Genomic DNA, 14,498 nt, shown 5'->3' on the forward strand with positions numbered 1-14,498 from the left:
GAAAACGGTTCGAATCCCGAAGGCGTGTCATGTCGATGTGTTTGCGATAACAGCGCATTAGTGAGTTCGGAAGCTCCGTGAGCGTCTGCTTTTGGCCGACTCCGGCCATTCGTCTAGCGTAATTCCCGAAATTACGAAAACGTTTTGAGGATCATGTAACCCGCTGTGAGCAGCATGGCGATCGAAAAAACAAACTGTAGCGATGGACCCGCTATATAGCGTGACAACGCGCGGCCTCCGATCATTCCCATGATGCCGCCGAGTATGAACAAGCCGGTCAGTGCCCAGTCGATGTCGCGACCGGAAAAAACAGCGGATCCGAGTCCGGACAAGCCGATAAGGGTTATGACGAGCAGAGAAGTTGCAACCGCTCTGTGAATTCCCATTTCGGTAATCATGATCAGCGCCGGTACGATCAGAAAGCCGCCACCCACGCCGAAAAACCCCGACAGCACACCCACGAGAACCCCAACCCCCACAAGCGCCGCGCTGCAGGGCGCATTCAATCGAAGACGACCATCGCGACTGTAATGACAAACGGTACCGGGATCGTCATGGGCGTCGGCAGCCGGCCTCGCCCGTACCACTTTCGAGTCAGCACCGGCACGGCGTGCGCTTCGAAACATTCGTGCAGCGACGAGGACCATCACGGCAGCGAATAGCCCAGTAATCATTGCTTCACTGACAAGGTCGCCCAAGTAGACGCCTATCGGTGCAGTGGCTACGCCTGCGACCGCAAAAATGAAGCCCGCTCGGACTTCAATTAAACCGCGCCAATAAGATTCTGCCGCACCGAACGCTGCCGTGAAGGCCACTGCGCCTAGCGAAACCGCGATCGCAGCTTGGGCTGGCTCACCCAACCCGTAAATCAGCAGTGGAACGGCGAATATCGAACCACCGCCACCGGTGAGGCCAAGAGCAAGCCCGACAATAATTCCGAAGATCACACTCATGGCATCCGTCCGGATTCTGGAAACAAACGTTGATAGAACCTATTGCTCTATCGTTATGCCTCGGTAGTATACAGATACATGTAGGGGTATTATTGAGTTAGTCCGAGCAAGAGGCGCAGAAGATGACAATCCGTTTCCGTTTAAACACGATTTCGACGCTTGTGTGTCTTCTGTCGGTCTCGCTTTGGGCGCAGGCAAGTCCGGGCGATATCGCAAAGCAGGGTCTCGGCGATGACGTCGCACCCTGCAGCAGTTGTCACGGCGCTCATGGGCAAGGCAATAAGGCAGCCGGTTTCCCTCGTCTCGCTGGCCTGGGTGCGCCCTACCTCGAGGCCCAGCTCAACGACTTCGCCAGCGGCGCGCGCGAAAACGCGGTCATGAAACCGATTGCGAACGCGTTATCGGCGGATCAGCGACGCGCGATGGCTCGTTATTACAGCCAGCTTCGTTCAGAACCGTCTCAAGCAAGCACAGGACAATCGGAAAACCCACCCGAGACCGGCGCCAGGCTCGCGGAACATGGCCGTTGGGCCGACGATATCCCGGCATGTGTCCAATGCCACGGTCCCGCGGGCGTGGGCGTGGGCGAACACTTCCCCGCCCTCGCCGGCCAACCCGCTGCCTATCTCGAAGGTCAGTTGCGAGCGTGGCGCAATGGCAAGCGACCCGGCGGCCCGATGGGCTTGATGGCGTCGATCGCCGCCAAGCTGGACGAATCGGATATCAAGCCGGTCGCCCAGTACTTCGCTGCGCAATCACCGACATCCGCCAAGGGGGGTGGATCATGAGTAGTCGCATTCCGCTTCTAACGGTCGCGGTGTCGTTTGCAATGCTCGCCGCAGTCATTTTCTGGGTGGGCACGCGGGATCAGAGCACGCCTACGCAAGCACCGGCAAAAACGGCGAACGCCGCGCCCGCAGATAGAGACGACACGACAGAGAGCGCCACGAAATCCGAAGACGTGGCCGTATCGGGTAACGCGGCGTCCGAAAAAAGCGAACGGCTTGGCGACGCGGCACCACCTGCCACTGCGAGTGCTGCCGCGGATTTCGCGCCCCCCGCACGCAACGAGATCCCGGACGACGAGTTTGGCGCCATGGTTCGCAAAGGCCGCGACATCTTCACCGATACGCAGACACACGCCGGTCGCTTCGTCGGCAACGACTTGCAATGCGCCAACTGCCATCTTGACGAAGGCCGACGGCCGGATTCCGCACCGCTCTGGGCCGCGTGGGCGATGTATCCCGCTTATCGCGGCAAGAACAAGCACGTCAACGATTTCGCCGAGCGTATACAAGGCTGTTTTCGCTACAGCATGAACGGCACACCGCCGCCACGCGGCGACGAGGTGCTCGTTGCGCTTGAGTCCTATGCCTACTGGCTGGCCAGCGGCGCGCCGGTCGCCAAGGATCTGGCCGGGCGCGGCTATCCCGAACTCGATGCGCCCGAACAGCCGCCAAGCTTCTCACGCGGCAAACAGGTGTTCGCCGACCACTGCGCGCTGTGTCACGGCAGTGACGGGCAAGGTCAGCGAGCGGCGGACGGCAGTCTGGCATTCCCGCCTCTATGGGGTCCGCGCTCCTATAACTGGGGTGCTGGCATGCATCGCGTCAACACGGCGGCGGGCTTCATCAAGGCCAACATGCCCCTGGGCGCCGCGACCCTGAGCGACCAACAAGCCTGGGACGTTGCGCAGTTCATCGACAGCCAAGAGCGCCCGCAGGATCCGCGTTTCACCGGCTCGGTCAGCGAGACCGCCAAGCAATATCACGGCGAGCACTCGATGTACGGCAAGACCGTGAACGGCGTCGTGCTTGGTCAAGATGCCCCACCCTCGGGAACGACCGCGAACGTGAACCAGAAGTGACTGAACGCGCATTCGAACCGAAGGAGACACCATGACCGATTACGCTTCGAACATAGCCAACGCCCACCCGCTTGAGAACAACGTGGTCGCGACCGGCCAGCCGTCAGCGGCACAGTTGCGAGAAGCGTTGGCTGGCAGTGTGCGAACCGTCGTCAACCTGCGGCCCGCCGGCGAATTCGATGAGTTCGACGAGGCCGGGCTGGTCGCCGATGCGGGGATGCATTACGTCCACATCCCGGTCGCCGGCCCCGACGACATCAACGACGCGAACGCGCACACGCTCGACGCAGCACTCGCAGACGATCGGCGTCCGGCAATCGTGCATTGCGCGAGCTCGAACCGTGTAGGGGCACTCATGGCCTACCGCGCCCGCTACCTGCAAGGTAAAAACGCAGACGAAGCGCTTCAGGTCGGCTTGGATGCGGGCCTAAACCCTGAGTCGCCGCTGTTCGCCGCGATGCAAAAGAAACTCGGCTGAGTTTGCCGCATGGGTCTGTACAGCCGCTATATCCTGCCGTAAAGCGTGAACGCGCACGTCTGGTTCCCCGCGCGCGCGGGCGCGTGCTCGAAATCGGCATTGGGACCGGCCGTAACCTGCCCCACTACAACCCGTCGAACGTGGATACGATCGTCGGGCTCGACCCGGCGGCTGAAATGCATCCGCGCGCGCGGCGACGGCTGTCCGAAACGCGGCTATCCGTATCGCTAATGGCCGTTAGTGCCGAACAGATTCCGGCCGAAGACGACCATTTCGACACCGTACTGGTGACTTATAGTCTGTGCAGTATTCCCGATCCGTGCTTAGCCCTGCGCGAAATGCGCCGCGTGCTCAAACCGAACGGCACGATGCTGTTCTGCGAACACGGCCGCTCGCCGGAGCCACCAGTGGCGCGTTGGCAGCAGCGCCTCACGCCGGCATGGCGGCATATAGCCGGCGGCTGTCATCTGGATCGCGACGTTCCCGCGTTATTGACCGACGCGGGCTTTTCCATAGACACGCTCGATACCGGCTATATCCAGGGACCGAAACCCCTCGCTTGGCACTTCCGTGGGCTCGCCAGTAAAAACCCCGCCAAATAAGCGCTATCTGGATGCAAATGTTGCGCCTTGGCGATACGAGGTCGTGTGTTGCACGACAATAAAATTTCCGCCGACGCGCATGCCCAATCAAGTCGGCGGTAACGGCTCTATCGAGAACCCGCGATCGGAGTTAGCACTATGACCGGATCCGGAAATCGTACTCGTGCCGCATGGGACAAACGCTATAGCACGAACGAATACGCCTATGGCGTGTACCCCAACGCGTTTTTGAGCGCGTCTATTGCGAAACTCGATATGCGAGCAAACGGCCAGAGGGTCCTATGCCTCGCAGAAGGTGAAGGGCGAAACGCCGTGTATCTTGCCACCTTGGGCTACGATGTGACGGCGATGGATCAATCTCGAGTAGGGCTAGAGAAAGCCGAACAATTGGCCACCAAGCGCGGTGTGGATCTAGCCATCGAGTGCGGAGATCTAGGCAACTATCAGCCCGAATCCAACGGATACCACTTGGTGACGATGATCTGGGCGCATGCATCCGCCTCCGTTCGCAAAAATAGCTACCGGATCGTGGACCAGGCGCTCAAAGCCGGTGGTCATTTAATCCTGGAGGGCTATGTGCCTTCTCAAGCCACGCGCCATACCGGCGGCCCCTCGCAGCCCGATTACATGTTTACGTTGAAGGAATTACGCGCGAACTTTCCCTCCTACGAATTCATAATCGAACAGGAACTAACACGCGACGTGCAGGAAGGGCGTTTCCATACTGGCCTCGGTGACGTTGTTCAGGTCTTGGCCCGAAAGTCCTGATCGTTGTAGACCAGCAGCTACAAGTAGACGAGATAGCAAGCGTCTGAATCAGATTGCGGCAACGTTCCCAGCGGATTTCAATCGGCCATATGCCTAATTGTATGGCTTCGAGGAGCACTCGAAAATGATCGCGGGCCTAAGGCTCAGCCCCAGGCCCGCGATCTGCATGCATTCACTGCAATTGCACGTTTGACGACTTATCTTCGACCCCCCGGAATCGCCTGGGTACCTCGCGAAAACTGCCCTTTCAGTACATCCACGCCCTGCTGCGATTTCGCTAGAGGAAGCAGATCCTGCCGATCCCGCCGACGTACGGCTGTGTCGAGTTTGATTCGCTTATGACGACCCTCGGCCAAGCCGGGTTTTGGGCTCACCAAAGCGGCTTAAATACTAAGCCGCAGAGGGTTCACACAGGACAGCGGCACATTTGCTCTCGCCATCTGCTTGCTCACCAACGATGACAATGTGTTTAGTCAACGTGCGTTACCGTCCTTGCACTTGCCGCGTGCAAACACTGTCGCCCCGTGTCTGTCGGAACCGCACATAGCCTGTGGTTTTGGCTGCCACTCAGCGGAGCCGAGCCGGCCAGCCTTTGTCTACTCACTCAGTCACGGCCCGAATGAGACGTACCTCGTTCATTGGAGGTGCCGTCAGGATGTTGCGTGTTTTCAGCGCTTGGGCCACTACGTCGGTCACAGTCATATCGTGGATCGTCTTATTTTCGGCTTTCGTGAAGGCGGCGTAGCGGTGCAAACCGCGCGCCATGCCTGTGTTCGTGGCGACCGTGTAGGATTCGTTAGGCTGGAGCGACCGTCCTTCGATAACGATATCGTAAACGCGTTCTCCGATCGGCTTGCGGAAATCGAGCGTGTACCCGATTCCCGCGGTCTGCACCAAACCGCCCACCTCGTCTAACGGCTCGGCGGGCGCCAAATTGGTGGCGCTCTGCTCAAGCACCGACCCGATCTGGGCACCGGTCAACTCGAGAGTCACGAGCTTCGCGGGATGCGGAAGCAGCGTGTAGAGTTCGTTTCGCGTCACCAAACCCGGCGAGATCGATACGCCATAGCCCACCCCCGGCATGAGCGCGACGTCTGTCCCAGCTTGCTCGCGCATCGCTTCACCCACGATCCTATCGAACGCGCTCGGCGACTTATACTGCCGGCCGATCCGGTCTACGGCACGAGTAAGCACCGTTTCCATACGTCCACGATGAGGTTCGACATATCCGGCCACGAGTTCAGCGATCGCCGGATCGGAGTCGAAGTCCGCATGCCATACCGGCAGTGCTCGCGACTCAACGTCGTTGAGGTGGCCACCTTCGTCGAAGACCAGTTCGGTCACACCAAGCATGGCCCCGTCGGCCATGGCCTGGACGATGAATGTATCGCCAATACGCTCGGCCGGCGTAATGCGATCGTGCGAATGCCCGCCAACGATCAAGTCGATACCGTCGACCGAACGCGCCAGCGCACGATCTACCGCTGTTCCCTGATGCGAAAGCACGACGACTACGTCGGCAGCCGCACGTAGTTGGGGCAGATACTCGCGCGCGGCAGCGATCCCGTCGCCGAATTTCAGCGTTGAGAAATTGTCCGGATTTCCTGTCTCGCTCGTGTTTTGGTAGCCGAGCGCAAGTACGGCCACCCGTATCCCGCCACGTTCGAACACTTGCCACGGTCGGCCAAGCACAGGCGTGCCATCGACCGCGCGAACATTTGCCGCCCGCATCGGAAACTCGGCCATTCTGGCGAGCATTTGCGTGCGTTCTAATCCGTAGTCGAAGTCGTGATTGCCGAGCGCCATCATGTCGTAACCGATCGCGTTCATCGCATCGACCATCGCTTTGCCACGCGTTGCGTTGCCGATATAGCTATCGCTGAATGTGTCCCCTGCGTCGAGCAGCACAACGGTGTTGTCCGGCCGTGTCTCGCGCTCGCTTTCTATGGCCTGCGCCAGCCAGGCCACCCCACCTATCGCGCCAGTGCCCTCGAATTGCGCCGCTGCCCTTCCGGGGTCGCCCGTTTGCGAAGTCGCGCTGCCCGGCGCGGCTTCAAACGGCAACATACGCCCGTGCAGGTCGTTGGTATGCAGCAGCGTCACGCGCTCGGCAGCCACCGCGACGGCGGAGATAGCCCAAACAGGCAGCAGGCACATCAAGAATCGGATGGCGTATGTCATGGGTTCTCTTGCGACAGCATTTGCAGCTATCTTCCCGGCGCGCGATTAAGTCAGGATGACGGGTGTCTTATCCGGGCAACTCCGATAACTAAGATAATGCCGACCCAAAACCCGATCAGCGGGCCGTTTCCCCAACGCACGAACGGCGTTAAACCGACGCGCGGCTCGATCGTTGCTTGCAGCACGCCCGGGCGAAACGGTGCGAGCGTGGCTTTTAGCGACCCGTCGGCGCCGATGACGGCGGTTAGCCCGGTATTGGTCACGCGGGCCACGGGTCGGCCGGTTTCGATAGCGCGCATGCGTGCGATCTCGCGATTCTGCCAAAGGCCTATGCTCCGCCCGAACCACGCATCATCGCTGGCATTAACCAGCAGCCCGCTCTTGGCCGCCACGGGACGAACGTCGCGCGCGAAAGCGATCTCGTAGCAGATCGGCGCACCCACTCGCGCGCCCGCGACCGGCAGCGTGCTTATCGCTTCGCCCGCTGCGAAATCCACAGCCGGCACCATCGCGTCGCCAAAAAGCGGGCGAAGCCATTCACCGAAAGGGACGTACTCGCCGAATGGCACCAGATGACGCTTGTCGCTCGCTTGACCCGATCCGACATCAATCATGCTGTTGTAGACATCGCCGTCACCCCGACGCAGCGTGCCGGCGATAAGTCGAGTCCGGTGATGATTCACAAAGCGAGCCAGCTCGACATAGGGCGACGATCCACCGTTTACATACACGGCGGGAATCGCGGTTTCCGGCCAGACGATAAGATCCGCGCGATCCCGATATGGCGCGCTGAGCGCACGATATTGCTCGACTATCGCCTCACGCTCGCCAGTCCTCCACTTTCGTGTCTGGGCAATATCGCCCTGTACCAGAACGATCGTGATCGCACCACCCGTAGCGTACGTCCCGACCGGCTCGACCGGCCCCGGCAGTGCTAATAGCCCAGCCCATAAGACGCCTGTCGTCAGCGCCGGCCACGTCCTGCGCGTGACGATGGCCACTGCCAAGCCGGCCGCGACCACGGCGACCAAAGAGCCCGCACCCAAGGCGCCGATAAAAGGCGCCACCCATTGGACCCAATCGGAATCTGTCGAGGTATACCCGAGTTGGAGCCAACCGAATCCGGTGAACAGCCACCCTCTCAACCACTCGGAAAATATCCACAGCGCGGGCCACAGGGCCAGCTTCGTTAAAGGTGCTGTGCGCGCACTAGCCCACGCCGCCAACCCGAACGCCGTCGCCGGAAAGACGGCGAGTAGCCCGGCCAGCCCAAGCGCGGCGGTCCAAGCGATGAGCGGGCTGCCCCCGAATATCTCGACCGCAACATGGATCCAGTTCACCCCGACACCGAATAGGCCGAACCCGAACGCATAGCCCGTGGCAGCCGCGGTCAGCGGCCGCACAGCCATGCCGACTCCGAAGACGAGCGCGAGCGGCAACGGCGCTAACCATTCGAAGGAAAATGGGGCAAACGCCGCGACCAGAGTCGCCCCCGCCAGCAGCGCAGTAATCAGCTGGAGTGCGAACCTCAAAGTCATCAGGTTATTGCGTCATCAGCTGCTCAATTCTGAGACAGTGCCGCTCGAGGCCATGTCAGCCGCACCGTCAGGCCGCCGCCGGGACGTGGCTCGAAGACGAGCTCGCCAGCGAAGCGTTGGGCAATCGCGGCAGTAATGGTTAGACCTAAACCGCTGCCGACGCCCGCGCGCGACGCCTCCCCGCGCCAGAAGCGCTGGGTTAAAGGTTGCGTGTCACGATCCGCCGGCCAGTCACCCCTATCGCAAACGACAAACGTCACGCGCGCCGCTTTGACCTCAGTGGCCAACGAGACCTCACGATCGGCTGGCGTATGCCGCAGCGCGTTATCCAGCAGATTACGCAGAGCGGCGGTGGCCAATGCCTTGGGCACCGCAACGGGTATCGCGACAACATTCTCATCAATCACGACACGCGCGCCGTCTGGCAGATCAGCCAACGCCGCAGTTGCGATTGCCGAACTGGTCGTGTTTTCCGCATCGAAATGTGACTCGCCGGCCTCGACCCGTGCGAGCAATAACAATTGCTCAAGCGTGCGCTGCAGCCGCGCGATACCGGCCTCGGCCTGCTCGAGCGCGGCGCGAGCCTTATCTCCGTCAAGCCGTTTGGCAAGCTGAACATGCGTCTTGATTGCCGTCAGCGGCGTCCGCAACTCGTGCGCGGCATCGCTGGTGAAACGCTGTTCGCGGGTGAGCGTCTCGCCGGTTCGGACGAGCAACTGGTTGAGCGTATCGACCGCAGGTCGGAGCTCGGTGGGTGCATTGTCGATCTCGATCGGTATGAGCGCATCTGGCGCCCGTCGAGACAGCTCGTCTCGCAAACGCTCGAGCGGGCGAAGTCCGCGTCTTATACCGAACCAGAGCACGACCAGGCTGCCGAGCAGTGCAACGACAAAGGGCACCGCCGCAACCGCGATCACGTTGCGTTGCAGGGCACTACGCTCGACGAGTCGGTCAGCAGTCGTGATATGCACGCCGTTCTGAACGTAGGTAAACAAGCGCCAGCGCTCGCCGTCGATATCGCGGTCGGTAAAACCCGGGCGCGGCGAGTCAAGGCCATCGTCGAATTCGCCGTGGGTGCGCATGAGAACGCGCCCGCTCGGCGCATTGATCTGGCACGCCACCCCAGCGCTGCTCGGTACCGAAAGAACAGGCTCCCCCGTATTCTGCCACGCCGATTCCGGCAACTGGGCGACCAGGCCCGCCACCATCCGGGCGGAAGCGGCCAGCCGCTGGTCCAACGTATCGCGCACCTGATCACGCAAGTCACTGTAGAGCCAGACGGCAACGAGTACCCACAGCGCCGCAAAGGACAGGCCCAGCGTTAATAACAGACGCCAGCGTAGACTCAAGGCGCGCTCTGCTTAACGATGTCTGAGGCGTTACCGAGCCGATAACCCAGGCCCCGCACCGTGCGCACGAGGCCAGCGCCTAGCTTTCGCCGCAGATGGTATATATGGACGTTGATTGCATTACTTTCGACCTCGGCCTCGATACCGTAGAGAGCGTCCTTGAGTTGCTCGGCGGTAAGAATTGATTGCCGGGCATGCAGAAGCTTGGACAGGAGCGCGTATTCGCGGCGAGTGAGTTCAACCTCCCGACCCTCGCAGTACACTGTTTGCGTTGCGGGATCGAGGGTGATCGGACCATGCTCGACGATGGGTCCGGCGTACCCGCCGGCGCGCCTTAGCAGTGCCTGTACTCTCGCGATAAGTTCATCGAGATCGAAGGGCTTCAGCAGGTAATCATCTGCCCCCGCTTGCAGCCCGCTTACACGATCCGCCAGACCATCGCGCGCCGTCAGGACTAGCACCGGGAGAGCGACACCGCGCTTGCGCCAATCCCTTAATAACGCGACGCCGTCCATATCCGGTAAACCGAGATCGAGTATGGCGATATCGCTCGTGACCGCATTCAGCGCTAACCGTGCCTCTTCCCCGCTTGTCGACCAGTCGACCGTGTAGCCGACAGTTTCGAGCGCGGAACGAATACCGGCCCCGACCAGGGCATCGTCTTCGACTAGAAGTATATGCATTGGGTAGTTCTTCCTTACGCAAGTGGCATCATCCCGTGGCCGATGAAGTGAGGATTAACCGCCCGCAAAGGTTTGCCCACATGATCGTTGCACATATACCCATACGGGTATATGTTATCAACAAGAGCAATACTGCCATAGAATCCAAATCGCTATGGTCGACGCGATATCCAACACGCCCACTCGTCGTCTCGTCATAGCCCCGAATGCATCGCTGACGCGAGCTCAGGCACAGTGGTTCTTCTTAGCCATGTGCGGCATTTCTTTCTCTATCGCTCTGTTTTTTATGACGTTAGGGCTCTGGCCAGTGCTACCTTTCGCCGGCCTCGAGATGGCGGCCCTTGGCGCCGCTCTCTATGCGAGCGTTAAAGCGAACAGCTACCGGGAAATCGTGTCGATCACCGACGAACGTATTGAGATCGTCGCGGGTAATGCTAAGCCCGAGCGCCAATGGGAATTTCCGCGTTTACTCACACAAGTTCGTCTTTCCAGAAGTGTTCATCGAAATGGGAGGTCGCGCCTTCTCGTAACGCGCCACGGGCACGGGTGCGAGATCGGGGCTCTCTTGACTGAAGAGGAACGAGCTGAAGTAGCCGAACGGCTAAGGGGGTGGGTTACCGCTCGATCGGTCGAATCTTAGTCACGGAGTAACGAGCTAAGTCGGGCGCTACGAATTGGAGAGTTTGCGATGAGCACTGTCAATCCGACCCATTCCCACGACCATCACGGTCACGACGATCACCACCACGGTCCGGTGACGCTGGCCGACGGCGTGTGGCCGTGGATGAAACGCTGGATCGGCACCACGAACCACAAGGATCTGGGTACGCTCTACCTGATCTTTTCGTTCGTCATGCTGTTTATCGGCGGTTTGATGTCGCTGGTGATCCGCGCCGAGCTGTTCGCGCCGGGTATTCAGTTCGTCGACCCGGGCTTTTACAACGAGATGATCACCCTGCATGCACTGGTGATGATCTTTGGCGGCGTCATGCCCGCGTTCGTGGGTCTGGCCAACTGGATGGTGCCGATGATGATCGGCTGCTCCGATCTGGCGCTACCCCGTGTCAACAACTGGGGTTTCTGGATCCTGCCGTTCGCCTTCACTATGCTGCTGGGCACGCTGCTCCTGTCGGGCGGCGGGCCGGCTTCGGGCTGGACGATGTATCCGCCACTGGTCATGCAGACGGGTAACGCGCTGCCGCTGATGGTGTTTGCGCTCCATCTGGCCGGTATCTCGTCGATCACTGGCGCGATCAATATCGTGGTCACCATTCTGAACATGCGCGCGCCGGACATGCCGCTGCTCAAGATGCCGCTGTTCGTCTGGACGTGGTTGATCACCGCCTATTTGCTGATCGCGGTCATGCCGGTACTCGCGGGTGCGGTGACCATGCTGCTCACCGACCATTTCTTCGGCACGACCTTCTTCGACGCCGCCGGCGGCGGTGACCCGGTGCTGTTCCAGCATATCTTCTGGTTCTTCGGGCACCCCGAGGTCTACATCATGATCCTGCCGGCGTTCGGCATCGTGTCGACCATCATCCCGACCTTTGCGCGCAAGGCGCTGTTCGGGCATGACTCGATGGTCTACGCCGTGGCGTCCATCGCCTTTTTGAGCTTCATCGTGTGGGCCCATCACATGTTCACCGTGGGCATGCCGGTCTCGGCGGAACTGTTCTTCATGTTCGCCACCATGCTCATCGCCGTGCCGACGGGCGTGAAGGTGTTCAACTGGGTCGCGACCATGTGGCGCGGCTCCATGACCTTCGAGACGCCGATGCTGTTCGCGCTCGGCTTCGTGGTGCTGTTCACCATCGGCGGGTTCTCCGGTCTGATGTTGGCGCTGACCCCGGTCGACTTCCAGTATCACGACTCCTATTTTGTGGTCGCGCACTTCCACTACGTGCTGGTTCCGGGCGCGATCTTCTCGATCATCGCCGCGATCTACTACTGGATCCCCAAGTGGACCGGCGTGATGTACAACGAGAAGCTCGGCCAGTTTCATTTCTGGTGGAGCGCGGTCTGGATCAACGTGCTGTTCTTCCCGCAGCACTTCCTCGGTCTGGCCGGCATGCCGCGTCGTATCCCGGACTACGCCGTCCAGTTCACCGACTTCAACATGATTTCCTCGGTCGGCGCGCTGATGTTCTTCCTTGGGCAGTTCGTGTTCATCTACAACATGATCATGTGCATGCGCCGCTCGGGTAAGAAGGCGACAGGCCGGGTATGGGAAGGCGCACGCGGTCTGGAGTGGACGGTGGCCTCGCCGGCGCCGTATCACACCTTCGAAACGCCGCCGAAGATCGATCCGCGTGAACTGGCGTAATACCGCAATTTTTCCGTGCGCATCGATTCAACAATGCGCATACCGGCGGGTCTGAGGGACTACTACGAGCTCTGCAAGCCGCGCGTGGTGCTGCTGATCGTGTTCACGGCCATGGTGGGCATGTTTCTGGCCACGCCCGGCATGGTGCCGATCGATGCGCTGCTGTTCGGCACGCTCGGCATCGGCCTGATGGCGGCGTCTGCCGCTGCGGTTAACCAGATGCTCGATCGCAAGGCCGATCAGCGCATGGCGCGCACCCGCAAGCGGCCGCTGGTGACCGGTCATCTGGACATGATGCAGTCGGCGCGCTTTGCGGCGGCCATCGGCCTGATCGGCATGGCGATCCTGCTCTGGCTGGTCAATCCGCTCACCGCCTGGCTTACGCTGGTTACGCTTGTCGGCTATGCCGGCGTGTACACCGTTTATCTCAAGCGGGCCACGCCCCAGAACATCGTCATCGGCGGCGCCGCGGGTGCCGCGCCGCCGGTGCTCGGCTGGGCTGCGGTGACCGGCACGGTCGACGCCCACGCGCTGATCCTGTTCCTGATCATCTTCATCTGGACGCCGCCGCATTTCTGGGCGCTGGCCATCGAGCGTCATCGCGAATACGCCGAAGTCGATATTCCGATGCTGCCGGTCACGCACGGCCTGGAATACACCCGCACCCAGGTGCTGCTCTACACCGTGCTGCTGTTCATCGTGTCGTTGTTGCCGTTCGCGACCGGCATGAGCGGCCCGCTGTACCTGATCAGCGCGATCGGGTTGTCGGGCTGGTTTCTGATCTACGCGATTCGTCTGAAGTATGCGCCGAAGCCGGGCCTGGCGATGCGCACCTTCGGCTACTCGATTCTCTACCTGATGGCGCTGTTCACGGTACTGCTCGTGGACCATTACGTAGCGCCTTTCTCATTCGGAGCGCTATTTAATTCTGACTTAACCGCGGTCCTTATCTTCTACGCCATCGAAGACAGGAGCGGGTTCGATGCCTCTTTTTCCGTATCGTCGGCTGGCCATTGTGGTCTTTATTTTGTTGTGCGGTCCCAGTGCGCTGGCCGCCGGTACGGCTTCGTCAAACGATTTCCTACCCGTGGGCGAGGCCTTTACTTACGACGCCTCAGTCGATGCCAACGATACGCTGACCGTAAGTTGGAAAATCGCTGACGGTTATTATCTGTATCGGCATCAATTCGATTTTGCCGGCGAACCGGTACCTGTAGCCAACGTCGATATACCGCATGGCCAGCCCATCGAGGACGAGTTCTTCGGCGAATCCGAGGTGTATCACGACGCGGTCACAGTTCGCATCGATCCCGGTGACGCCCAAACCGTCGAACTGACGTGGCAGGGCTGCGCGAAGGCCGGTCTATGCTACCCACCGCAGCACGCGACGCTGGATCTGGCCGATTACAACCTGGGCGGCGGCGCGGCCGCCGCCGTGGGTTCGAACAACGACGGCGCAGGCACTACGACGGCACAAGCCAAAGCTGGGAAATCCGGTGCACTCGGCGAGGATCAGTCGCTGGCCGCGCAGCTATCCGACAGCAACACGGCCTGGGTGTTGCTGGTGTTCTTCGGACTCGGGCTGCTGCTGGTGTTCACGCCCTGCGTGTTACCCATGGTGCCGATCCTCACCAGCCTGATCGTGGGCAGCGGAGCGCGCGGCCGGCACGGACTGATGCTGTCTCTGGCCTATGTCCTGCCCATGGCCGTGACCTATGCCCTGCTCGGCGTGGCCGCGGCGCTGGCCGGTGCC

General features: G+C 60.7%; 13 protein-coding genes and 1 pseudogene. 9 read left to right on the plus strand and 5 right to left on the minus strand.

Annotated elements, in window-relative coordinates:
* Positions 1 to 131: 131 nt before the first annotated feature.
* Positions 132 to 953, minus strand: a complete 822-nt coding sequence (locus CMN27_RS15470) for a sulfite exporter TauE/SafE family protein (RefSeq protein WP_293627881.1) — start codon at positions 951 to 953, stop codon at positions 132 to 134.
* A gap of 122 nt (positions 954 to 1,075) precedes the next feature.
* On the opposite strand from CMN27_RS15470, the gene CMN27_RS15475 reads away from it, so the two are divergent.
* The 5 genes from CMN27_RS15475 (at position 1,076) to CMN27_RS15495 (ending at position 4,668) form a co-directional block, all read left to right on the plus strand.
* The gene (locus CMN27_RS15475) at positions 1,076 to 1,741 is read left to right on the plus strand and encodes a c-type cytochrome (protein ID WP_293627882.1); all 666 of its coding nucleotides are present in this window, start codon (positions 1,076 to 1,078) and stop codon (positions 1,739 to 1,741) included.
* A gap of 41 nt (positions 1,742 to 1,782) precedes the next feature.
* Complete coding sequence (locus CMN27_RS17495) at positions 1,783 to 2,820, plus strand: c-type cytochrome (RefSeq protein ID WP_366515471.1); 1,038 nt, start codon at positions 1,783 to 1,785, stop codon at positions 2,818 to 2,820.
* A gap of 31 nt (positions 2,821 to 2,851) precedes the next feature.
* Positions 2,852 to 3,298 (plus strand): sulfur transferase domain-containing protein, encoded by a 447-nt coding sequence (locus tag CMN27_RS15485; RefSeq protein ID WP_293627883.1) that lies wholly within the window; start codon positions 2,852 to 2,854, stop codon positions 3,296 to 3,298.
* A gap of 2 nt (positions 3,299 to 3,300) precedes the next feature.
* Complete coding sequence (locus CMN27_RS15490; RefSeq protein ID WP_293627884.1) at positions 3,301 to 3,900, plus strand: class I SAM-dependent methyltransferase; 600 nt, start codon at positions 3,301 to 3,303, stop codon at positions 3,898 to 3,900.
* 138 nt (positions 3,901 to 4,038) lie between these two features.
* The gene (locus tag CMN27_RS15495; protein WP_293627885.1) at positions 4,039 to 4,668 is read left to right on the plus strand and encodes a class I SAM-dependent methyltransferase; all 630 of its coding nucleotides are present in this window, start codon (positions 4,039 to 4,041) and stop codon (positions 4,666 to 4,668) included.
* Between the two features lie 600 nt (positions 4,669 to 5,268).
* Here the strand turns inward: CMN27_RS15495 and CMN27_RS15500 are convergent.
* Genes CMN27_RS15500 through CMN27_RS15515 form a run of 4 tightly spaced genes read right to left on the minus strand, consistent with a single transcriptional unit; the run spans position 5,269 to position 10,419 of the window.
* Entirely contained in the window at positions 5,269 to 6,849 is a 1,581-nt protein-coding gene (locus CMN27_RS15500) for a bifunctional UDP-sugar hydrolase/5'-nucleotidase (protein WP_293627886.1), read from the minus strand.
* A 50-nt stretch (positions 6,850 to 6,899) separates the two neighbouring features.
* On the minus strand, positions 6,900 to 8,387 hold the full coding sequence (gene lnt, locus CMN27_RS15505; protein ID WP_293627887.1) for an apolipoprotein N-acyltransferase: 1,488 nt from the start codon (positions 8,385 to 8,387) through the stop codon (positions 6,900 to 6,902).
* 23 nt (positions 8,388 to 8,410) lie between these two features.
* Positions 8,411 to 9,736 carry an ATP-binding protein gene (locus tag CMN27_RS15510; RefSeq protein ID WP_293627889.1) on the minus strand — a complete coding sequence of 442 codons (1,326 nt, stop codon included), beginning with the start codon at positions 9,734 to 9,736 and terminating at the stop codon, positions 8,411 to 8,413.
* Positions 9,733 to 10,419, minus strand: a complete 687-nt coding sequence (locus CMN27_RS15515) for a response regulator (protein ID WP_293627894.1) — start codon at positions 10,417 to 10,419, stop codon at positions 9,733 to 9,735. Before CMN27_RS15515 ends, CMN27_RS15510 begins: the two co-directional genes overlap by 4 nt.
* A 154-nt stretch (positions 10,420 to 10,573) precedes the next feature.
* Between CMN27_RS15515 and CMN27_RS15520 the strand changes: the two genes are divergently transcribed.
* The 4 genes and pseudogenes from CMN27_RS15520 to CMN27_RS15535 form a co-directional block, all read left to right on the plus strand.
* Positions 10,574 to 11,059, plus strand: coding sequence for a DUF2244 domain-containing protein (locus CMN27_RS15520; protein ID WP_293627895.1), 486 nt, complete (start codon positions 10,574 to 10,576; stop codon positions 11,057 to 11,059).
* A 48-nt stretch (positions 11,060 to 11,107) separates the two neighbouring features.
* Positions 11,108 to 12,745, plus strand: a complete 1,638-nt coding sequence (ctaD, locus tag CMN27_RS15525; protein ID WP_293627896.1) for a cytochrome c oxidase subunit I — start codon at positions 11,108 to 11,110, stop codon at positions 12,743 to 12,745.
* A 33-nt stretch (positions 12,746 to 12,778) separates the two neighbouring features.
* A pseudogene (gene cyoE / locus CMN27_RS15530) lies at positions 12,779 to 13,648 on the plus strand (heme o synthase); the annotation flags it as partial.
* 184 nt (positions 13,649 to 13,832) lie between these two features.
* Positions 13,833 to 14,498 (plus strand): protein-disulfide reductase DsbD domain-containing protein (locus CMN27_RS15535; protein WP_293627898.1); only part of this gene is annotated, 666 nt, incomplete at its 3' end.

The sequence above is a fragment of the Salinisphaera sp. genome (assembly GCF_002729955.1).
GTDB lineage: Bacteria > Pseudomonadota > Gammaproteobacteria > Nevskiales > Salinisphaeraceae > Salinisphaera.